15 protein-coding genes and 5 pseudogenes are annotated in these 23,529 nt (G+C 35.1%); 16 read left to right on the top strand and 4 right to left on the bottom strand.

Translation table 11 applies throughout. The features are described from left to right. Positions 1 to 151: 151 nt before the first annotated feature. The 7 genes and pseudogenes from ACFWM3_RS23360 to ACFWM3_RS23330 form a co-directional block, all read left to right on the top strand. Positions 152 to 784, top strand: a pseudogene (locus ACFWM3_RS23360) (SpoVR family protein); the annotation flags it as partial. A 1,056-nt stretch (positions 785 to 1,840) separates the two neighbouring features. Continuing rightward, positions 1,841 to 5,308: a LamG-like jellyroll fold domain-containing protein gene (locus tag ACFWM3_RS23355; protein ID WP_390313113.1), complete on the top strand. Its 3,468-nt coding sequence runs from the start codon at positions 1,841 to 1,843 to the stop codon at positions 5,306 to 5,308. A 192-nt stretch (positions 5,309 to 5,500) separates the two neighbouring features. Next, entirely contained in the window at positions 5,501 to 6,568 is a 1,068-nt protein-coding gene (locus tag ACFWM3_RS23350) for a HupE/UreJ family protein (protein WP_390313112.1), read from the top strand. Positions 6,569 to 7,424: 856 nt separating this feature from the next. Then, entirely contained in the window at positions 7,425 to 7,952 is a 528-nt protein-coding gene (locus ACFWM3_RS23345) for a hypothetical protein (RefSeq protein WP_390313111.1), read from the top strand. 178 nt (positions 7,953 to 8,130) lie between these two features. Further along, positions 8,131 to 8,601: a COG4315 family predicted lipoprotein gene (locus ACFWM3_RS23340; protein ID WP_390313110.1), complete on the top strand. Its 471-nt coding sequence runs from the start codon at positions 8,131 to 8,133 to the stop codon at positions 8,599 to 8,601. A 116-nt stretch (positions 8,602 to 8,717) separates the two neighbouring features. Beyond that, entirely contained in the window at positions 8,718 to 9,278 is a 561-nt protein-coding gene (locus tag ACFWM3_RS23335; protein ID WP_056474792.1) for an RNA polymerase sigma factor, read from the top strand. Positions 9,279 to 9,281: 3 nt separating this feature from the next. Continuing rightward, positions 9,282 to 10,007 (top strand): anti-sigma factor, encoded by a 726-nt coding sequence (locus ACFWM3_RS23330; protein WP_056474795.1) that lies wholly within the window; start codon positions 9,282 to 9,284, stop codon positions 10,005 to 10,007. On the opposite strand, the gene ACFWM3_RS23325 is transcribed toward ACFWM3_RS23330, so the two are convergent. Then, positions 10,004 to 10,351: a hypothetical protein gene (locus ACFWM3_RS23325; protein WP_390313109.1), complete on the bottom strand. Its 348-nt coding sequence runs from the start codon at positions 10,349 to 10,351 to the stop codon at positions 10,004 to 10,006. The two genes, ACFWM3_RS23330 and ACFWM3_RS23325, sit on opposite strands and share 4 nt — an antisense overlap. 186 nt (positions 10,352 to 10,537) lie before the next feature. On the opposite strand from ACFWM3_RS23325, the pseudogene ACFWM3_RS23320 reads away from it, so the two are divergent. The 5 genes and pseudogenes from ACFWM3_RS23320 to ACFWM3_RS23300 form a co-directional block, all read left to right on the top strand. Then, positions 10,538 to 11,170: pseudogene (locus ACFWM3_RS23320) on the top strand (SpoVR family protein); the annotation flags it as partial. Between the two features lie 285 nt (positions 11,171 to 11,455). Continuing rightward, a complete protein-coding gene (locus ACFWM3_RS23315; RefSeq protein WP_390313108.1) occupies positions 11,456 to 12,064 on the top strand; it encodes a GntR family transcriptional regulator in 609 nt (202 codons plus the stop codon). Positions 12,065 to 12,116: 52 nt separating this feature from the next. Next, positions 12,117 to 13,427, top strand: a complete 1,311-nt coding sequence (brnQ, locus tag ACFWM3_RS23310; protein WP_390313107.1) for a branched-chain amino acid transport system II carrier protein — start codon at positions 12,117 to 12,119, stop codon at positions 13,425 to 13,427. Between the two features lie 28 nt (positions 13,428 to 13,455). Beyond that, entirely contained in the window at positions 13,456 to 14,211 is a 756-nt protein-coding gene (locus tag ACFWM3_RS23305; protein ID WP_390313106.1) for a gamma-glutamyl-gamma-aminobutyrate hydrolase family protein, read from the top strand. A gap of 85 nt (positions 14,212 to 14,296) precedes the next feature. Beyond that, positions 14,297 to 14,929: pseudogene (locus ACFWM3_RS23300) on the top strand (SpoVR family protein); the annotation flags it as partial. Between the two features lie 358 nt (positions 14,930 to 15,287). Here the strand turns inward: ACFWM3_RS23300 and ACFWM3_RS23295 are convergent. Both ACFWM3_RS23295 and ACFWM3_RS23290 read right to left on the bottom strand, forming a co-directional pair. Next, positions 15,288 to 16,043, bottom strand: a complete 756-nt coding sequence (locus ACFWM3_RS23295) for a CPCC family cysteine-rich protein (protein ID WP_390313105.1) — start codon at positions 16,041 to 16,043, stop codon at positions 15,288 to 15,290. A gap of 25 nt (positions 16,044 to 16,068) precedes the next feature. Next, positions 16,069 to 16,251 (bottom strand): annotated as a pseudogene (locus tag ACFWM3_RS23290) (oxalate decarboxylase); the annotation flags it as partial. 181 nt (positions 16,252 to 16,432) lie between these two features. On the opposite strand from ACFWM3_RS23290, the pseudogene ACFWM3_RS23285 reads away from it, so the two are divergent. The 4 genes and pseudogenes from ACFWM3_RS23285 to ACFWM3_RS23270 form a co-directional block, all read left to right on the top strand. Then, a pseudogene (locus ACFWM3_RS23285) lies at positions 16,433 to 17,065 on the top strand (SpoVR family protein); the annotation flags it as partial. 356 nt (positions 17,066 to 17,421) lie between these two features. Next, positions 17,422 to 17,997, top strand: a complete 576-nt coding sequence (locus ACFWM3_RS23280) for a hypothetical protein (protein WP_390313104.1) — start codon at positions 17,422 to 17,424, stop codon at positions 17,995 to 17,997. A 313-nt stretch (positions 17,998 to 18,310) separates the two neighbouring features. Further along, positions 18,311 to 19,741, top strand: a complete 1,431-nt coding sequence (locus ACFWM3_RS23275; protein ID WP_390313120.1) for a flavin monoamine oxidase family protein — start codon at positions 18,311 to 18,313, stop codon at positions 19,739 to 19,741. 727 nt (positions 19,742 to 20,468) lie between these two features. Next, complete coding sequence (locus tag ACFWM3_RS23270; RefSeq protein ID WP_390313103.1) at positions 20,469 to 21,752, top strand: S41 family peptidase; 1,284 nt, start codon at positions 20,469 to 20,471, stop codon at positions 21,750 to 21,752. A gap of 160 nt (positions 21,753 to 21,912) precedes the next feature. On the opposite strand, the gene ACFWM3_RS23265 is transcribed toward ACFWM3_RS23270, so the two are convergent. Next, the gene (locus tag ACFWM3_RS23265; protein ID WP_390313102.1) at positions 21,913 to 23,148 is read right to left on the bottom strand and encodes an IS110 family RNA-guided transposase; all 1,236 of its coding nucleotides are present in this window, start codon (positions 23,146 to 23,148) and stop codon (positions 21,913 to 21,915) included. Positions 23,149 to 23,529 lie beyond the last annotated feature (381 nt).

The raw sequence follows: 23,529 nt of genomic DNA, 5'->3' as shown, positions 1-23,529 counted from the left end.
AAGAATTAATATATTAACTTCAATCAAGTTTATTAACTAGTAAAAGAATTTCGATTGCTTTATTAAAGAGGATCCCATCATAAGATCATTTTCCTTTTATATTATTTATCGAAGCTAAATCATATGTGATTATCAAGATCTTTGAGAGAAACAAGGCTGGGCAAGTTATTGGCATATAAGAATTATGCGCGAACTAAATCTTGATTCTAATGAAGCGATTGAGTACGCAAAGCTTAATGCAGGAGTGGTTCAGCCATCAAAAACAAGCATTAACCCGTATTATTTAGGACTAAGAATGTTTGAAGATATTGAAGAGCGATATAATAATCCAACAAAAGAAATGAGAGAGTTAGGTGTTAAACCTGGTAGCGGAAGAGAAAAAATATTTGAAGTACGTGAGTTAGAGTCTGATAGTTCATTTATACGAAACTACTTAACTAAAGAACTCGTAATGCGAGAAGATATGTATTTATTCCAGCGACAAGGTAAGGAATATAAAGTCACTGATAAGGCTTGGGAAAATGTACGAGATCAGCTAGTGGTTAGTCGAGTAAATGGAGGATTCCCATATATTGTAGTTCAAGAGGGAGATTACTTAAAAAATGGTGAGCTTTATTTGAAGCATTCCTATGAAAATATGGAATTAGATGTGAAGTATGTTGAGAAGGTAATGCCATATATTCATCAGTTATGGGGTAGAGGGGTTCATTTGGAGACGAATATTGAGAATAAGTCTGTGTTGTTTAGTTATGATGGGAAGAATATTCATCGAAAGTATATTTAAGGCCACCTTTTTTTGGGTGGTTTTTTTGTATGAATTGCTTTCTATTATTAGCCAGTATTCAACTAAAATTCTGAAACAGAATGGCCGATTTAATAATCATGTAGCCTACTCAAAATCTTGACCAGAAATGTTTACCAGCATTTCTGGTCTCTTTTTATTTTTTACTCTGGAAATAAACATGTCTAGATCGAAATTTCCCCAAGTTTGATTAAAACTCTTTAACCTCGAAGTTTGTAATCGTTAACAAACGAGTTTTACCATCAGACCTTCGCTCCTAGAGACGATTGCTTACAAATTGTATCGAGAGGATGAGAAGAATCAAAAATAGGACAAACCTTGCCTGGCAATGCACTCGAAGACGGTATCAACCCGCTTCGTAAGTATACCGCTATTCTATGGTTATTTTTTAAAAAAGTTGTTCTTCAATTATTTTTTATTATTTCTAGGTAAAAAAAGTAAAATTCCCCCAAGTTTGATTCATAACTCTTTACACGAAATCTATAATCAGTTAACAAACCGGTGTTACGATCTGTACAGGCTCTCCTAGAGACGGTTGTTTACAAATTGTGTCGAGAGCATGAGAAAACCCAAGAATAGGACAAACCTTGCCTGGCAATGCACTCGAAGACGGTATCATCCCGCTTCGTAAGTATACCGCTATTCTATGGTTATTTTTTAAAAAATAGGAGGTGGCAGCTTTAACCCAAAGGTGGAACGGCCCTCAGTTGATCAAGTATTAGGTTCGACAGGAGTAGGAAGATACACAAAATCTAATGGAGAACGATTATGAAGAAATGGCGTTTGGCGTGGCAGTTTTAGAATAATGTCCGGCCAATCGAATGATCAGTAAGTTGGTTAATTTGGGTGGAAATCTTGTAGCAAGAGTTGTAAAAGTTTAATGCTTGCGAATTTAGTTCAAAAACTGTTCGACGAAGGAGGATAACAAGATTCGTTGTTAACAGGGGCCCTCGTTCATACGTGAATTTTTCTAGCTAAGAGAGACGATAATCGGCCATTTCATATGGAGTATTACAAAGAATAAAAGGAGGTTTAATTATGCTATTTCTTAAAAAGTTAAAAAAGCCATTTCTTTCACTCATGCTGGTGAATTTAGCCCTGACGGGTGTAGTAAGCAGTACTTCGGCAGAAAGCTCTGCGGCAGGTCCAGAAAACACTACGGAAGATCCTATCTTCAGCTTCATGTCAATGTCGGACACGCATAGCGATACTGGTAAAACAGCTAAAGCTGTAACAGATGCTAAAAATAATAATGCAAGTGCAATAGTTTTATCCGGGGATATAACCAATGTCGGGGATAGCGGTGAATATGACGTCATAAAAAAGGCTATCGATTCTGTAAAAGGTCATCCGCCGGTGTATTATACTATGGGAAATCATGAATATGATTGGCAGTCGGATTATAATGTAGCGAAGAACAGATTTATAGAAAAGGCAGAAATACCAGAAAAGAAGGTGTATTATCACCGGAAAATACAAGACTATGACTTTATATTTTTAGGGTATGATACGAAACCGTCCTATTATGCGTATATGTCCGACGAACAGTTAGCCTGGTTTGAACGCACGCTTGCTGCAAATGCTGAACCGGACAAGCCGATTTTTGTGTTCATACATGAGCCTATTCACCAGACCGTATCCAAGTCATATTCTTCGAATGGTTATTATCAAAGAAATTCACAGGAACAGGAGTTTCGAAAAATCCTTGAAAAATATCCACAGGTTATTTTAACAACAGGACATCTTCACGACGATACTAAGATACAAGGCAACATGTACGCGGATAAATTCACTGCATTGAGAGACGGTGCCGTTTTAAATAGTCAAGCTATGATGTTTGATGTATATAAAGACAAGGTGCATATAAAGGGAAGGGATGTATCTACACAAAAAACTATATGGGAAGGTACTGTGAGTCTGCACCCAAATACAACCGGCATGTATGAAGCCGAGGATAGTGTGTTCGCATATGCTACCTCTGGCGACGACATAAATCCGTCCGGCGGCAAGTATGTGAATATGAACCATGGAAGCGCATATATCGAGTCGCTCAAGGTTGACGGACGAGCTTCTGGCGGTAATAAAATATTGAAAATAAGGTATGCCACCGATGCTACCAATGCTACCAGGGGAATATATGTTAATGGAGCCAAAGTACAGACACTCAGCATTCCGACTACCGGAAACATGAGCTCGTATAACGATTTGGCGGTACCTGTTGAGCTGAATCCGGGTCCAAATAACAAGATTGTCATACAAAGCGATGGCAACGCAGCTAGCATGAATATAGATAAATTCCAAATTATGGATGGTAACAAACCCAGAAATATGTGGGGATTTAACGGCAATGGCAACGACAGTATCAAGAATGGGATTAATGCAACCTTCCATGGAAGTGCTGCCTATGATAAGACGGATAAAATGGAAGGTTCAGCTTCGCTAAGCCTGAACGGTGCTGACGGTAATTATGCAAGTGCAGATCTTGTATCAAACAAACAGAACAATGTAACGCTAACAACCTGGGTGAAGTGGAATGGTGCAACCTCAGGATCTCAACAAATATTGTCCAACGGAGATGGCCTTACCAATGGATATTCAATCATGCTGAATCATGAACAAAACGATAAGGTGTCCATTGCAATCAACGGGCAGATGATCCTTGGATCGCAGACTGCTTTGACTCCAAGACAATGGACCAATATTACTGCGGCAAGAAGAAGCGGAACCTGGGAGCTTTATATCAATGGCAAGAGCACACCGGTAACCAATAATACAACAGATCCTTCAAAGCCAACGACGGGAACGTATATTGGTGCGGACAGTAGAGGCCAACAAAGCTTCAATGGACGTATTGATGCAGTAAGGGTTTACAATCAAGCATTGTCTACCGATCAGATCATGGCAATTGCCAACGAGACTTCTGACGTTAAGTTAAAAAGCATCGAAATAACTAAACTGCCAACAAAATTGAATTACCTTCAGGGAGATGGGGTGAATATAGACGGGCTGGTTGTGACAGGCACTTACAGCGATGGAACAACAAAAGTGGAGAACGTAACGGATGATAATATTACCGGCTTTGATAGTGTCACTCTTAAAAAAGGAGCACCAATTACTGTGACTTTAGGTGGAAAGAAAGCCAGTTTTAATGTAAATATCTTAGATAAATTGCCTGGTTCAGCATCGGTGCCAGGAAGGATAGAAGGTGTAAACTACAATTCGAAAAAACCGGATTCTGTATTTAGAAATTTTCCGAATAATGATGGCGGACGCGCATGGGTGGTGACTGCTATGGAAAAAGGCGAATGGATGGAATATAACGTAGATGTGGCAAAATCGGGATATTATCAAGTAAATTACAGGGTGGCAACATGGCGTCCGGCAGAGGTTGAATTCCAGGTAGATGGAGTACCTCAAACGAGAACCCCATTTTCAACCGGGAGTTGGAATTATGACACTTTTTCCTCCGATACGATCAAACTGAGTGAAGGCTCACATAAAATAAGGCTGAATGCAAATACAGGTTTTTGGAGATTGAACTGGTTTGAATTGACAGAGGTACAAGAAAAAAAATTGAGCAGTATCACAGTACCTGCACCGGTAACAGTGCCAATCGGAACGGCGAAGACAGCGGCAGCTCTTGGATTGCCCGAAAAAGTAGCCCTTGTAACCGATGGGGGAAATGTGGATGTCAGTGTGAATTGGGATGTAAATAGTGCAAGCTACGACCCAACTGCCACGACGGCACAGACCTTCACAGTACCAGGAAAAGTAACTCTGCCTATTGGAGTCGCAAACCCGAACAGCGTTCCATTGACAATTAGCATGAGCGTAACAGCAAAGCCTGCCGAGCTAGCAGCCCACTGGAAGTTCGATGAAGGATCCGGTACAACCGTCGGTGATGCTTCAGGCAAAGGTAACACCGGAACTTTGCTTAACGACCCGACTTGGAACAGTTCGGGCAAGATCGGTGGAGCACTTGCTTTTAGCGGTGGCTCAAGGGCCGAGTTCAGCTCTTCGGCAACTTTGAATCAAACGGGTGACGAATCCGTATCGTTTTGGTTCAAAACTTCTCTGCCTGCAACCAGCACCACGAGCATTTTCCGTAATTCTAACCGTTTCACGGCCCTTCAGTTGGTAGGCGGTCAAGCTCGCGCGGCCTATTGGACCAATGGTTCATCCGGTTATAAAGCGCTGTATTTTCCATGGACCTACAACGATAACAATTGGCATCATTATGCGGCTACCTACGATCATGCACAGGGGCTGAAGATATATGTCGACGGTAACTTAGTGGCAAGCAAAGCAACGGATGTCGGACCGCTTCCGACTGTGACGGATAAAATTGTGCTGGGAGCCACTGAAATCGGTGGAGAAGCTTACAATGGACTGCTGGACGACGTTCGCGTATATAGCGGCGCATTGACTCAGCACCAAGTAACGCAATTGAGTGATCAACAACCGCCAACGACAACGGACAATGCACCAAGCGGATCGGTCAATTAAGATGCCACTGTAACCTTAAGCGAGAGCGATACATTGACAAAAGGGATTAGTTTTAAACTTTGATGAAAAGGGGTCCCGCGCAAATTTTTTGCTGCGGGACGCTCTATATATTTAGAAGCTCAATATTTATTAACACAATTACAATTCGCTCCAAGGCATTAGATTTAAACTTTGATGAAAAGAGGTCTCGCTTTGAAACTACGTGCATTCCTGTCCTTATTCATAGTCACCTTAATATTTTGTGCGAATGCCAGCACTTCATTTGCCCATACTGTCAAAAGTCAAGGTTACTCGATTTTAAATATTAAAGGGAAAACGATTGACTATGAACTTTTTCTTGATCAAATAGACATGCTGGAACAATTTGATACCAACAAGGATAAATATCTAGAGAACGAGGAACTGTCCTCGCAGAAAGAAAGAATCGAATCGGTATTACAGAAAGATCTTCGTATAAATGTGGATTCGAAGCCCTTAACGATGGAAATGCTTTCAATGGAAATGGCAGAAAAGGCTTCCACGATCGGCGTAATGTTTAAACTAAGGTTAACCGCCGATGAAGCGATCGATCAATTTAAGCTTCATTACAATCTGATGTTTGAAGATTCGCCTCTTCATACGAATGTATTTTTGGTCCATTCAGGGGAATATTTCTATCAGAATATTCTTGATACCAAAAATAAAGATGTTCAAATCACCATTACTCAGCCTGAAAGTGAATTCGTCCTATGGAAATACTTTGTACTTGGAATCGAACACATTTTGACCGGGTACGATCATTTGTTGTTTTTGGTATCTTTAGTATTAATCGCAACTCAATTCAAGGATGCATTAAAAATTGTTACTGCTTTTACAATCGCCCACAGTATTACACTGTTCTTGGTGGCGTCGGGCTACATTCACGTTATCCCGTCCTGGGTCGAAGCCTTGATTGCCCTGACGATCTGTTATGTGGCAGTGGAAAATATATTTGTTCAAAGGGCGAAATGGCGGTGGCTATTGACGGCCTTATTTGGTCTGATTCACGGCATGGGCTTTGCCGGGGCTTTGGCCGAAACGGGACTTCCAAAGAGCAATCTGATTGGCTCACTCCTGACGTTTAATTTAGGTGTGGAAGCGGGCCAGCTTATGTTCCTATGCCTATTACTTCCCTTCTTGCTATGGCTGCGAAGGTTCCCATGGTATCGTAAAATGATGATCTCAACGTCTTGCCTTATTTTTGTTTTAGCATTTTATTGGTTTATTCAACGTCTGCAATAAACCATATCCAAAACATGAAAAGGTTGCCAACCATATGACGGGAAGGCTCGAGAAGTGAAATTTTTATATTTTGTCTTCGTGGTTACCCTTCAAATTGTGCCATTCCTATGAGGGGATGCGTAATGCAAGTTCATTAGTAGAAGGCGACGAAGTTTCCAGAATGGTGGATTTGAAAAGCTTGACATGATAATCTCAGTGAAAAATAAAGGAGATAGCTATAATACTTCCCAAACTTTCAACTTAGCTACAGTCGTTACAAAGTGAAAGTATTTGTACTTGATTCATTTGGCGATAGCGTTGAAAAAATGGGTGTTCATAATATTGATAAAAATGAATCAAAGTTAATAGGGCTTTGTTTCATATTAATAGGAATTAAATATATCTTCATAAGTAAAAAATACAAAACGTTAGTATAAACAACACTTTATAAGATAAAAGCTTATTCCACTAAGGCATGCGTTAGTTCAATATGAATTCTAAAACCATCCCTTATTCATTCCTTTTAGAAACTGTCCTGCATTAAAAAAATAGGGAGAATATACCTTTATAAAACTAAAGCAAGTATAGGAGCTATGGGATAGTTAAATGGAAAATTGAGAAATTCTTAAATATTTTTTATGGCTGCCTGTTCTGTAATTGAAGTTGCCATTGGTAGTTTTTTTAATTGAAATAATGATCAAATAGATGAAAAAGGAGAATTTGACAAGAATCTAGTTAATATGAAAAATATAAACATGAGTCTGTTAGTTCGATAATAACTTAATTTTATTTAATTTCAGTTTCTTCAAACCTTATCGTTGCATTCTTCGTTACCTATAACGAGAGACCAATACAAAACTGAAGGAGATGTTAGAAAATGAAATTTCGTTTTACGCTTGCAAGTGTACTGTCAGTTATTTCAATGTTATTATTTGGTGCTGTAGCTTCCGCAGTTACTGATTTTACACAGTTCGGATTTACTAATGTAGTTGCAGAAAAGAAAATTAAGGCAGGGGAAGCGGCAAAAATAAGTCATAGTGGAATTAAAATTGCGATCCCAGAAGGGACGTTTCAACATGACGTTACTTTTCAAGTTCTTGAGGGGGATAATAAAAATTTCCAAGCTAATGCGCCAGAAGGAGAAATAGTAATTATGAATTTTGCGTTCAAAGTTACTGATATGGAAACAGGCCAACTTGTTGATAAATTTACTCCAGCGATTACATTTAGTTTTAAAGATAAGGAAGTAAATAATTTGAGTACATACTACAATGTTAAAACAGACGGCACGTTCGTCAAGAATAATAGTACATCTGTAATCGAAGGCAAAACATTAAGTCATCCAGTCGGTGCAGCTCCAGTTGGTTGGGCTATTACTTCACCAAGAGATTCTATAGAGAAATAACTGAAAAATACATTATAAAATGCCCATGACATCAGGAAAGAGAAGCATGGGTTTTCTTTATATTGAAACAAGAATAATGGATTTAGAAAATAAATGAAAAAGATATAAAGTTTTTCAAACCTTTTATAAGGTAGGACCGTTTACTAATTTGAAACTAAAATATTAAGGAGGAATACAGATGAAAAAAATGATGTTAATTTTAATGACTATAACATCAATCCTGATGTCAGCAGCTTGTAACATTGGAGAATCAGAAAAAAGTACTAAATCCTCTAATTATGAAAAAATAAGAAATCAAGAAATATCAACACTACAATTATTAGAAAACGTTAACGTTGGGAAATATTTAGCTGATTCCAAAGGAATGGCGCTTTATTATTTTAAAAATGATGTATATGAAAAAAGTAATTGTAGTGGAGAATGTTTGAAAAACTGGCCCCCATTTACTGCAGATAAATTTAAATTGCCAGTAGGATTTGATAAAAATGACTTTGGAACTATTACAAGGGAAGATTCAGGAGAGAATCAAGTTACTTATAAAGGTTATCCACTCTATTATTTTGTGAATGATAAAGTAAAAGGTGATGTAAATGGACAAGGAATTAAGGAGATTTGGTATATTGTGAATACTGACACCACATTTAAATAAATTAATTATCAAATACAAAGGAACAATCGTCTATATTGATTGTTCCTTTATTCTCCTCCAAATATATAATTTTACTATCAAACTAATAAAATACCTCACGAGAGGAGCATCAACGATTGAAGGATAAAAGTGATTTTGAATTAATGAATTTAGTCAAAAAAAAGCAAAGTCCTGCATTAGAAGAACTATATAATCGCTATATTAAATTAATTTATAGTTTTGTTTATAAGTTTACACAAAGAAACGAAGAAAAGACGAAAGAAATTATTCAACTGGTTTTTTTGCGACTTTGGACAACAAAAAGCACTTATGATGATACAAAAGGTGAATTTATAAACTGGTTACTTACTATTACTCGAAATATTTGTATAGATTATATTCGGAAAGATTGTAATGAGAATTTTAATAGGCAATGGAATGTCTACCATCATTCTAGCAAACAGCTTGAAATAGAAGATTCTACCAACGAAATAGCAGGTACAATAAATAAATTTGAACTCCAAGAAGCAAAGGATAAGTTATCTCAATCTCAAAAAAGATTAATAGATTTGTTTTATTGGAACGGGTATACACTTCATGAAATTGCCGAAATGGAAGATGAGCCTTTAGGAACCGTGAAGAATAGACTACATCAATCACTAAAGAAATTAAGAAAGTATTTTAACATAGGAGGTTAAGTAATGAAAAAAATATGTAATCATTTACTTCCTTATATTACGAATGAACTCAGTAAAGTAGAACAAAGAGAATTTAAAGAACATTTAGAAACCTGTCTGAAATGTAATAATGAATATAATCAGATAAAAGAAAGTTGGGAAGCCCTCCAATCTGACATTGAAGAAACAGAAGTACCAGAATCATTAAAATCTGAGGTGTTTGAATTTGTATTTGCACAACAAAAAGATGAACAAAACTTATTCACAATCAAACTAAAAAACTGGTTAACTTATTTAAAACAGCAGTTTACACCTTTAACAACTGTATTAATCTTAACTTTATTAACTATAATCGTATTCAATTTTAAAAATACCAAGTTGAGTAATCAAACGGCAATTAATAAGGAACTGAGTAGCCGTCCAGTCGAAATTTTATCTACACTTACACTATCTTCTGTTAATCAAAGTGAAGCAAATGGACATGCCTTTATTGTGCATCAAGGTCAAGAAAAAAAGCTAATTGTGCAAGTAAACAACCTACAAAAAACGGAAGGTAAAAAAGTTTATCAAGTGTGGTTGCTGAACAAAGGAGTGCGAAAGAATGCTGGGATATTTAAACCAAATAACAATGGCTCAGGTATTTTGACATTAGAACTTCAGGAAAATGAAGTTTTCGATAAAATTGGGATTACACTTGAACCAGATGAAAATAGCGTAAAGCCAAGAGGTGAAAAAATAGTAGGAACTTAATAATATCCTTCAAACGCATTTTCAAGTTGTAGAAGCTTAGCTAACTGTAATGAATCGCGACGATCCGTTTTTACTCGATCTCCAGTACGTTTAGGAATTAGTGTTGGTGCTACTACAATCCATTCGATATCCATCGATAAAAGTTGACGGTAAATACTATATCCACTTGAACCAGCTTCATAACAAACTATTAATTTCTCTGGATCACCTAACTTCTTAAAAAGTTTTCGAATAGCTTCTGGAGTATTTTGGATATTCCCATGAAATCTTGATGGGCTTCTTCCTTCATCAGCAATAATATCTTTTGAAACGTTTAAACCAATAAATTTTTGACCAACCTTCATAATACACGGCTCCTTTTGTTTGTAGCTCTACATTTGGTTTGGGTAGGCTTTTTGATTACTACCATTCTTGCCAAGTGCAACCTACGATAAGCAAAATTGAGCTGTTTCGTTCATTGTGACTAATCTGCCATTATGTTGAATTAGGAATAGAAGATTCTTAGTCAAAAAGAAGATCTTTAAGAGAAACAAGGCTGGGCAAGTTACTGGCATATAAGAATTATGCGTGAATTAAATCTTGATTCAAATGAAGCAATTGAATACGCAAAACTAAACGCAGGAGTAGTTCAACCTTCTAAAACAAGTATCAATCCATACTACTTAGGACTAAGAATGTTTGAAGATATCGAAGAGCGATATAATAATCCAAGCAAAGAAATGCGTGAGTTAGGTGTTAAACCTGGTAGTGGTCGAGAAAAAATGTTTGAAGTACGAGAATTAGAGTCTGATAGTTCATTTATACGAAACTACTTAACGAAAGATCTTGTTATGCGTCAAGATATGTATCTCTTCCAACGACAAGGTAAGGAATATAAAGTCACTGATAAGGCATGGGAAAATGTACGAGATCAACTTGTTGTTAGTCGGGTAAATGGAGGTTTCCCTTATATTGTAGTTCAAGAAGGAGACTATTTAAAAAATGGGGAGCTTTATTTGAAGCATTCCTATGAAAATATGGAACTTGATGTGAAGTATGTTGAAAAGGTAATGCCTTATATTCATCAGTTGTGGGGTAGAGGGGTTCATTTGGAGACGAATATTGAGAATAAGTCAGTGTTGTTTAGTTATGATGGGAAGAATATTCATCGGAAGTATATTTAAGGCCACCTTTTTAGGGTGGTTTTTTTCTTTAAAACTAATTCTTTGTTTTTTATCAGTTTAAGGCATATTTCATATCAATAGCTTGAAAATACAACTAATAACTTTTACGAACATCATACATATACCCTTAGAGTTCTATAATCAATGAGAAATCTTAGATTTGGCATATAGTGGAATAGTTTTCCTTTAGAAAAATATTTACATTTTACAATATTCAGAGTATTATAAGTTTTATCTTACATACAACTTACATGTAAGTTGCGTGTAAATTAGGGAGGGATTTTTTTGAAGGGAAAAACACTTCAAGAAACAGCGTATCAAGAAATTAAAAACAAAATTATAAGGGGGGATTTTTTAGAAAGCGGTTTCACTTCCCAAAATCAGTTAGCGTCTGAGCTTGGAATAAGTAGAACACCGATAATGGCTGCTTTACAAAGATTGCAAAATGAAGGGTTTGTAAAAATTATTTCAAACCATGGCATTCAAATTTTAGGACTGAACGTACGTGAGATAGAAGAAATGTATGAACTGCGATTGGCGTTAGAAACTTTTATCATGCCAAAAATAGTTAAATTGATAACTGTGGAACAAATTGAGATACTTGAGGAATTCATTCAAGAACAGAAAAAGTGTGTTGAAAACAATGATCTGATTGAATTTTTGAAATTGGACTCTGCCTTTCATTTACAACTTACTGAAGTTTATGGAAACTCTTTATTTATTCAAACACTTTCTAATATTCGAGAAAGATTATTTAGTAATCCATATTATTTTCGTAGAAAAGATTATCAAATTTCTAGATATATAAAGGAGCATGAACAAATAATTGAGGCAATTAAATCAAAAGACATTAACCAAGTGATTAAAGAGTTAGAATCACATATTAATGGATAGATTTTGAATAGTTGGTGGTTTTCAATAGAATGCGTTAACCTTGGAGGAAATTATGAAGAATAAAACTTTAACCGACAGTATTATCATTGGGTTTGCCACATTTGCAATATTCTTTGGAGCAGGAAATCTTATTTTCCCCCCTTATATTGGTTTTACTTCAGGAACAGAATGGGTTCCAGCGTTACTTGGTATGACAATTACAGGTGTAATTTTACCAGTATTAGGAATTGTAGCTGTATCTGCCAGCGGAGAAACATTCGCTGACTTAACTAAGCCAATAGCACCTTGGTTTTATAAAGTATTTTGTACACTAATCATGATCGTCATTGGGACTTTCATCAATGTTCCGCGAACTGCCGGAACTAGTTTTGAAGTTGCTATTCAACCATTTTCCCCTAATTTTCCAACAGTCTTGTTCAGCGTTATTTTCTTTGCTATTGTGTTTTTAGTTTCTGCTAACAAGGGAAAGGTTATTGATACCATTGGAAAATTTTTCACTCCTTTTAAATTAGGATTGTTGCTGGTTATCGTTGTAGTTGCCATTTTTTCTCCTATTGGGAAACCAGTTTCAACCAATTTATCGAAACCATTTTTGAATGCCTTTGTTCAATCCTATCAAACAGCTGATGTATTGACTGGATTGCTCATTTCAAATATTATCATTGCAACAATCCGTGCCAAAGGATACGCTGGAAAAGAATTAAAGAAAGTCACAATCTATGTTTCGGCCATTGCTGGTCTTGGGCTTTTCGTAATTTATGGAGGATTGCTCTATCTTGGTTCAAGCGGTAGCCAAGTAATATCAAACAATAATATTGAAAGAACTACTTTGTTAGTAGATTTGATGAATAAATTAATGGGGCAAGGTGGCGTGACACTACTTGCACTATGTGTTTTACTAGCTTGCTTGGTGACAGCAATCGGATTAACAAGTGCGACTAGTGACTTCTTGACAGACCTAACAAAGAATAAAATTAATTATCCTACTTGGGTGGCTATTAATGCAATAATAAGTGCCATTTTTTCAAATGTTAAAGTGGATGCAATCATTTCAGCTGCTGCACCTATCTTCCTTGCTTTGTACCCAATTTCGATTACACTCGTTATTTTAGGATTGTGTAGTAAATATATACCAAATAGAGGGTCGTATATTGGAACAGCATGTTTTACATTCGTCTTTAGTTTAAATGACGCTTTTAATGCAATGGGGATTAAATCAGATGCCTTTAACTCATTAGTGACAAAGATACCATTCAGTTCTCAAGGTTTCACATGGTTGATACCGGCTATTGTAGGTTTTATTGCGGGAACGATTACTTACAAAATATTCATAAAGAAGCCTAGCAATACTATTGCAGCTTAACTTACACGAATTGAAAGAAGGAAGTTTTATGAAAAAACCTATTATCGGAATTTCTTGTAGCTTTAGTCCAAATGGTCAGATTGGAGTTGTGTCTCACCTTGGTGCACCAAGCCAGCAATGGCAACTTCTTGCAGACGACTACATTCAAGCAATTGAGAAAGCTGGAGGGATTCCAGTAATTTTGCCAGTCGTTGAAAACCCAGAAACAATCCTTCCGATTCTAGGGAAGCTAGATGGAATTATTTTTACTGGTGGAAATGATGTGAGCCCACTTTGTTATAACGAGACACCTTCAAGTGCTGTAGGAGAGGTTTCTGTGAAAAGAGACAATGCAGATTTGGTACTAATAAAATCTGCATTGGAGAACCATCAAATTCCGATATTAGGGATTTGCAGAGGTTGTCAAATGCTGAATGTGGTTCTTGGTGGCACATTACATCAAGATCTTGCTAAAGATGGTGTCACAAAGAATGAACACTTTTTATTATCATACCCTATCGAAAATATTTCTCAAGTAGCAAATATTGAGACAAACAGTAGACTTGCAAAAATTTTCAGAAGTAAGAGTATAGGTATCAATAGTTTCCATCATCAAGCAGTTAAAGATTTAGGGGAAAATCTAGTAGTAGCCGCAAAAGCCGAAGATGGTGTCATTGAGGCTATTGAAATTCCAGGTGAGAGATTTATAGTTGGTGTCCAATGGCACCCTGAGATGATGCAGAGAAACAAAGTAAATCACTCTGTCTTTTTTGAGAGTTTTATTAAGGAATGCGCTCTTAATTAATTATTAATGTACACTTGCTACATAGTGAAAAATGTAGAATCAGGAATATAAAAATTTTAATCAAAAAGAAGATCTTTCAAAGAAACAAGGCTGGGCAAGTTATTGGCACATCCGTATCATGCGTGAACTAAATCTCGATTCGAATGAAGCAATCGAATACGCGAAACTAAACGCAGGAGTAGTTCAACCTTCTAAAACAAGTATTAATCCATACTACTTAGGACTAAGAATGTTTGAAGATATTAAAGAGCGATATAATAATCCAACAAAAGAAATGAGAGAGTTAGGTGTTAAACCTGGCAGCGGTCGAGAAAAAATGTTTTAAGTACGAGAGTTAGAGTCTGATAGTTCATTTATACGAAACTACTTAACGAAAGACCTTGTTATGCGTGAAGATATGTATTTATTTCAGCGACAAGGTAAGGAGTATAAAGTTACGGATAAGGCATGGGAAAATGTACGGGATCAACTTGTTGTTAGTCGGGTAAATGGAGGTTTCCCTTATATTGTAGTTCAAGAAGGAGACTATTTAAAAAATGGTGAGCTTTATTTGAAGCATTCCTATGAACATATGGAACTTGAAGTGAAGTATGTTGAGAAGGTAATGCCTTATATTCATCAGTTGTGGGGTAGAGGGGTTCATTTGGAGACGAATATTGAGAATAAGTCAGTGTTGTTTAGTTATGATGGGAAGAATATTCATCGGAAGTATATTTGAGCCACCTTTTTTAGGTGGTTTTTTGTATGAATTGCTTTCTACTTTTAGCCAATCTGCATTTCTCATTCTCTTTTCTCTAAAAATTAAAAAATCTCAAATTGGATAGTTAAGACTCTAATTTGAGATTTCAAGAGTATAGGTCGTATCATATAACGGGTTGGATATACTTCGAGTAAGAACTAGGCATTATCTCGTAGCAAGTCTTTGCGGATAAAAGATAACTATAATCTTTAATCGTAGACGGTTAGGTTGAAGCAACCAAAAGAAAAAATGACTCAAGTAGTTGGTCATAATAAAAAGACAAACAGATTTCCCAATAAGACAGATAGATAACCGTATCTACCCGAAAAATAGCCAATTAATGAAATAAATTAGATTTAGTTCCTAGTGCAATTACAAACTTACCCATACTTAAAGCATTTTGACATAAATCTTTTAAATCTTCTGCAAATACTCTTACTTCCTGTTCCTCACTAGTATTTTTTGTATACGTATTTACTAACGTTTCGCAGATATGGATTAATTCATTAATTTCTTGTGCGTTGTATTTCTTTTTCCCACGATCAGTTAAGAAAAGCAATAAATCAACTTGTTTAAAATTTCTTGTTAAATGACCAGATAAATACTCTTCGCGAGAAAAAAAACCTTCTTCATTCATAAGATAAAAGTGTGCGTTATCTCCCAAATTTATATATTCATCCGAATTAGCCACTTCTTTAAACTTTTTGGCCACGCAGAAAACGATTCCATCCAAGAGATTGTGTTTGACCTTCTTTAAATTGCACTCGCAACACTTTGCTTTTCTCCAAAGAGACCTATATGTTACCGGATCGGAATTGCCTTTTTCTAATTCTTCATAGGCATAAATTAACGCTTTTTTCGCTTCAATCTGCTGAGGAGTTTGCATATCGAGAATTCTTTTTTCACTATACATAATATAATACTTATTAAAATTTCTTCTTGATTCCGCGATATAGGAATCATCGTTTGGATCGACATCTTCAAAATTTTCGCCGAATGGTAAGTCTTCCCAATGGCAAAGCATACAGGTATCGCACATATCACGCGCGTCTAATGTTGGGTATCCACAACACGGACATTTTTCTCGTTTCAATTTAATCCCTCCTGACGTTTCTAACGGATAAATAGAACTTTAAGTTTGGAATTGTCCCCGCATCTGTGACAGGAGGAACGAACATATCAGGATTTTCAAGGTCTCACATAACATCCCGTGGACTCAAATACCACCAACTGGTACCATCATTTCTTATCAGCTGTGGTATATTACCGAAGTAGGGGTAATTCCAAAGTCTATTGACCATACAGTCATTAGTCTAATTTTATGCAGTTGAAGTTGGAATTAAAAATTGTCCTTAGAAGCAAAAAAAATTTGCATCTATTGAGATTCTGTAATTCAACATGTATGTCTTATTACACTAAACTGCCATTATGTTGAATAATGAATAGAAAAATTTTTATAAAAAAGAAGATCTTTGGGAGAAACAAGGCTGGGCAAGTTATTGGCACATCCGTATCATGCGTGAACTAAATCTCGATTCGAATGAAGCAATCGAATACGCGAAACTAAACGCAGGAGTAGTTCAACCTTCTAAAACAAGTATTAATCCATACTACTTAGGACTAAGAATGTTTGAAGATATTGAAGAGCGATATATTAATCCAACAAAAGAAATGAGAAAGTTAGGTGTTAAACCTGGCAGCGGTCGAGAAAAAATGTTTGAAGTACGAGAATTAGAGTCTGATAGTTCATTTATACGAAACTACTTAACGAAAGATCTTGTTATGCGTGAAGATATGTATCTCTTCCAACGACAAGGTAAGGAATATAAAGTCACTGATAAGGCATGGGAAAATGTACGAGATCAACTCGTAGTTAGTCGAGTAAATGGAGGATTCCCTTATATCGTTGTTCAAGAGGGCGATTACTTAAAAAATGGAGAGCTTTATTTGAAGCATTCCTATGAACATATGGAACTTGAAGTGAAGTATGTTGAGAAGGTAATGCCTTATATTCATCAGTTGTGGGGTAGAGGGGTTCATTTGGAGACGAATATTGAGAATAAGTCAGTGTTGTTTAGTTATGATGGGAAGAATATTCATCGGAAGTATATTTGAGACCACCTTTGAAAGGTGTTTTTTTGTATGAATTGCTTTCTATTATTAGCCAGTATTCATCTTGAATACTAAAATAAAATGGTCGAATTAATGATCATATAGCCATTCCAATTTCACATCCTCTTTGTTCATAAAATTTCAAAGTACTAATTTAAAATGGTTTTCGATAAAGAATTTATAATAATTCCCTTTCCCAATTTTATAATTCTGACTAGAATTTTGTTGATGCTTATTCAACATAATGGCAGTTTAGTTGAATAAGAATTTTCAAAAAACAACGATAAAAATTCCAATATATGGTAAAATTTATTAGTGCAGTAATTAAGTTTTAATTAAAAGGAGAAGGAGAATAAATTATGATTAGGAAATTATCTATTATACTTATGGCTACAATGATGCTTACAGCCTGTTCCGATTCTAGCAATACAACAAAACAACAAAATGAGCAATCAACTGAAGCGTCATCTTCTGTAACATCTAAGAAAGCAATAAATAAAGTTCTTGAGCACCTATTTACTGGTCCAGATAAGAAGCTTATAGATTTAATGTGGAATCCTAAATATAAGACTGTTGTAAATAATAAAGAAGAAAACCCAACGTTCGATAAATATGTAGCAGAGGTATACGGACCATACATTGCAGATTCTTATCTCGATCCCTTCGTTTCAACAATTCTTAGTCAATATTCGAATTTTGCTTACGATGATGGCTATAAGTTAAGTCTTAAGAAGATTTCAATTAAGCAAAGTGATAATGATTCAACTCGTTATACCTTCATAGCAGAGGTCGGGTATCAGAAAAATGAAGATGAAGAAAAATCTGCAAATGTAGAAGGCAAAGTCTACTTCTATTCAAAAGATAAAGGAAAAATCTCGGTAATCAAACTCATTAACGACAATGGCTTATTGGATAACTTAAGAACGAAAAATTGAATATTTTATACAATACAAGTTTGCATATTCTGAATCAAGAGGTTTAAAAAGAATATAAGTTACCTCACAAGTTTAACACCTTCACTATCTCAATAAAAAAGAGCTACCATTAGTAACTCATGTTGTTCAACTAACGCATGCGATAGTTGAAGATTACGAGTCACAAATGTTGCTCTTTTTTTATTAAAATCAATGTCAGACAAGACAAATGATTATTTAGATAACATTCTACTTCATCTTAAATGTGAATATTGTTTAAAGACATTATTTTTGAATGATGAGGTGGTATTCTTTGGTTCAAGAAGTCCTCTCAATGGAACAAATGGTTCATATTATTCAAAATGGCTTAACCAAGAAAAATTCACCAAAACGAGTAACAGTAATTGGTGGTGGGCTATCTGGTTTAGTTAGTGCCTCACTTTTAAAGGAAGCAGGACATGAAGTTACTATTCTAGAGGCAAATAGAAGAATCGGTGGAAGGATCTATACAAAAAGAGAACCATTTCTTAATTACCAATATACCGAACTTGGTGCCATGCGTATTCCTTCAACCCATCTTTTAACATTTGCATTAATAAATAAATTTAATCTAAAAGTAAATGAATTTATTAATAGTACTCCTAATGATTTAATATACGTTAATAATGTATTAACAAATCAAAAAACTTACGATTCAAATCCAGATATTTTAAATTATTCCGTTGCCGATAATGAAAAGGGAAAGACTGCAGAAGAGTTACTCCGATCTGCAATTGGTCCTGTCATTGACTTTATTAATCAGGATCCAGTAAATAATTGGGATATTATTATTAAAAAGTTTGATCAATACTCGATGGAAAATTTTTTAAAATATAATCCTGTTGGGAATTCTTTATCAACGGGGGCAATAGATATGATAAAGACAATGATTGGTATAGAGGGTTTTCCGGAATTAGCATTTACAGCAATATTACGAGAAGTAATTGTACTTCTAACCCCAAATCTTAAACTATATGAAATAACCGGTGGAACGGATTTCCTTGTAAGGGCATTTTTACCCCAATTGGAGGAGAATATTTTCCTGAACGAAAGGGTAACTAAAATTACACAAGAAGATAAGGTAATAATCTATACAGAAAATGAAGTACTTAACAGGCAGAGTCAACATGAGTGTGATTATGTTATTTCAACAATCCCTTATTCTTTATTTAACTTTGTAGATATTCATCCATACGAGTCGTTTTCCTTTAATAAATGGAAAGTTATTAGAGAGTTACATTACGCAGATTCAACTAAAATAGCGATCCAGTTTAAAACAAAATTTTGGGAAAAGTTTGGTTTATTTGGTGGTAAATTAACAACTGATTTACCTATTAAGTTTTCATATTTTCCTAGTCACGATTTTGGTGATAATACAGGGGTGATTTTAGCTAGTTATACTTGGGAGGACGATGCTACGATTTGGGAAAGTATGAAAAATAATACTCGTATTGATAAGGCTTTAGCTAATCTTTCAATCATTTTTGGTGATGTAGTTTATAAAGAATTTTTAGTAGGATATTCGCAAAGTTGGATGCAGTTTCCATTTTCAGGTGGAGCATTTGTAATGTATAAACCAAATCAAAAAAGAGATCTTGGCCCTTTTGTTAACAATCCCGAAGGAAGAGTTCATTTTGGAGGTTCTCATGCATCTTCTACTCCTGGATGGATGCAAGGGGCAATTGAATCAGGAGTTCGTACTGCTTATGAAGTTAATAGTTTATAAATATAAAATTCAAAATTTAATAAGCATACTCAGGATCAAAAAGAAAAGGATGATTGCTAATGTAACTAACGCACGCGATTCTTCAATAACGAAGGATCGTTTTTCTTATGCAGCTAAATGGCAGTTTAGTTGAATAAGAAATATTAAATTTCAAGTTAAAAAGGCGAAATTCCCAAGTTACAGACTTAGGAAAAGAATTTATAATAGAAGTAACACATTTTTAGAAATTGGAGGAAAGAATGGAAATAATTTTTAACTTAATAGTTTGTTTAGTTGGATTGGTTCCACTTGTTTATGCAATGTCTACTTCGAAAAATAAAAAAAGTGATTCAGAAAATAATAAGTCATCTAAATATCGTCTATGGTATAGGATTGCTTTTATTCTTAATGTATTGATTTTGATTTACATTGAGTATACGATACTAAATTAATGAAAAAACATAGCCATTAATTAGTTTAGTAATAACAGCCATAACTACTTTTATCCCAGGAGTTATTGCACTATTTAATAGATTAATTAAGAAATCTAAAAGAACATAATAAAAAATGCTATTCAACTAACGCACTGCTTTAGTTGAACAATATGATCGGCTCTTTAGCCGATTTTTTTGTGGAAATAAATGGCAGTTTAGTTGAATAAGAAAAGGAAAATTTTAGGCGAAAATAGAATTCATCTTAATAGAGTTTTTTTAGGTATCATTACAACCAAACCATTGAGGTGAATTAGTTGGAATCTATTTTTAAAGAAATAGTACAAATTATGCAGCACGATTATTCTGGGTATAAAGACAAGAAGGGATGGGATAACCCTGAATACTTTCTTCGAAAAATAATTGATTTAAAAACGAGTAAAGAACTTACAAATGAATTATTTACTGAGATCGTTAAGGACTATTTATTGGATTTTAAAGATCAACATATATACTTTGAACAATTCAATTCTACAAAAAAAGACCTGAATTACCTTGGATTTCGTGTTCGTCGTTTTGAGGATAAACTATATGTGACTGAAGTTAGTGGTGAAAGTAGATTAAAACGGGGGATGTTCTTCAAATCGTTAGAAGGATATTCAATTCCTGAATTGGTTGAACTGCATAAACGATTTTTAAGTGAATCAGCAGCAGACCGTGAGAATTGGTCGCCAATTCTTTCTTTATATAACTATGGTGAAATAGTAGATTTACACGGAAATATTAGTTTGTTTTCATTTGAATTCTATGAAAAATCTACTTATACCGCCACTTATTCAGTTAAGGCATTAGCAGCGAATATTTTACTAATAACAATGACAGACTTTATGAATCCTCAAGCAATTATAAACATGATTAACGATAACCATCAATTACTTGAATCAACTGAACATTGGATTATCGATGTTCGTACAAATTATGGAGGAAGTGATGCAAGTTTTTATCCTCTGCTTCCATACATACTGCCAGAAGAAGGAATTAATTTAGCAGATTCAGGAGAAAAGATGCTATTCAATTGTACAAATGCAAACACTGCGCGCCAATTAGCCGAACTTGATATAGATATAGAAAATACTAACGATAAACAAACATTATTATTTCTAAATGTCTTTAGGAGAGAATGGGAAAAAAATAAAGGGAAAGGATTTAGAGAATTTCATTTTGACGAACTCTTTCCATCAACTATGACCAAAGGAAAACACACTCCTAATAAAATAGTGCTACTTACTGATAGTATGTGTGGGAGTTCAGGAGACTCATTCGTAGAAATTTGCAAGAAGTCAAGAAAAGTAACTGTTATAGGAAGACCTACAAAGGGATTAAACGATTATACGAACTTGACTAGTATGAAATGGAATAACGAATTTGAGCTAATGTATCCTACTTCACGTCTATCGCGAATTGACAAAGGAGAGGGGATGTCAGGAATAGGTATTAAACCACATAATTATATTCCATGGAGTCCTAATCATTTAGAAGAAGATATTGATTTAAATTCTGCTATGTCAGTTTTAACTTCATTTAGTGTGAAAAACATATGAAATCCGTGATAATCCTTATGCAACTAAACCAGCTAATAGTTGTCAATATTTTTCATTAAAAATCTTTTAAAAGACATGTTATACTAAAATTAAACATGCCAAATAACCTTCCATCCTGAATGATTTGGAAGGTTTTGTATTTCTTTCCTTGTTTCTACATTTAAGCTATATCTTGGAAAGATGTATTGGTTTTTAAAAGGGCATAAATCCAGTGTGAAAGCTTATTTACACAAGCAATAATTGATACTTTATAGGGTTTTCCTTCATTACGTTTCTTGTCGTAAAACTCTCTTAATCTCTTATTTCTCGGAATGATTTCATCGGTAGTTTTCTTTTTACGACTGTCTCGAATGGCGCATTTAACAGCCATAAATAAGGCATGTCTTAGTCTGCTAGATCCTCGTTTTGTAATGCGATTTTTCGTTGCTGTAAATCTACCAGACTCAAAGACGCTTGGATCAACTCCGGCGAATGCTACAAGTTTTTTAGGATGATTAAACGGATCGATTTCTCCGATTTCTGAAATAATCGTTGCAGCGATTTTTTCTCCTATACCGGGAATCGTTTGGATAATTTTATATTCTTCAATTTCTTTCACAAGGGCATCTATTTCAAACTTTAATTTCGATAGATGCTCTTTGTATTGAAGAATCAACTTAATGTGCATTTCCATCGTTATGACAAGACTGTGATATAAGTTTGTTTGAAATGGATTTATTGTTGCCGCAGCTATTAAATCTTTAGCTTTTGTTCTTGCCCAAGATTTTGAACGGCTATTACAATACAACTTGATCTTCTCCGAAAGTAGGTCTTCTCCTGCGTTCAGAACATCATTTGACGTTGGAAATTCCAGTAAAGTGAGGAGGGAAACAATTGAGTATAGGTCTCCAAATACACTAGTGAATTCAGGAAACACTTGATCAAGTATTGTTTGGAACTGTAATTTTGTTTGTGAACTCATCCCAGTAATACTATCGTGTTGTCGAGTTAGATTACGAAGATTTAGAAGCTGAATGCCTCGTTTTTTATTTGGCTCTAATTCTTCTTTGTAATACAGCTCGCAGAGGTGATACGAATCAATCGCATCGGTTTTAACTTTTCGTAAACTTGTGCTTTTAGCTCGATAAGAAATTAATGGATTTACGACAATATACAAATAATTATGTTCTTCTAGAAAATGAAGAATAGGTGAGTGATAGTGTCCTGTCGACTCTAATACAATTGCTGGTTTTTGTTTAGAAAGATTCTCAATTTCTATTAAAAAATGATGTAATTGACCAAACCCTTCAAGTGTATGAGCGATTTTAAAACTGCGTTTATATGGATGCCCCTTATCTAAAAATGCTTGAACTTGACTTTCCCCTTTGGCAATATCCAGACCAACCACTGGATTCATAAACTATCTCCTCCTAAAAATAATTCACCGGTAACCCCTAATCCATTTTGCAGTGTCATAGGTTCGCTTGTTATACGAGATCTCAGTCCCAACCAGCCCAAATCATGCTTCTACAAATAGGGGGCGAACTGTTTAGTTAACGGGGTCAAAGCCCCACGCATGCAACGTTCTACCCCGGCTACCATAATGATAAAACCATATGAAAAATGGTCAACCAGTAAAAACTGGATGACCTTATAATACGAACGCATGCAATAGTTAAAAAATGTCGGACTGCTTAGGCAGTCTTTTTGTGCGACGGGCAGTCGCATAGGGTGCTGACCTAGTCAGCGCCCTTCAATTATTTTATTTAGACAGAGACGACACTTCGGTGTAACGACT

Source organism: Gottfriedia sp. NPDC058432, assembly GCF_042721555.1.
In the GTDB taxonomy this organism is placed as follows: Bacteria; Bacillota; Bacilli; order Bacillales; family Bacillaceae_G; genus Gottfriedia.
The sequence above is the reverse complement of the archived record's forward strand: the minus strand, read 5'-3'. Positions and strand labels throughout refer to the sequence as shown.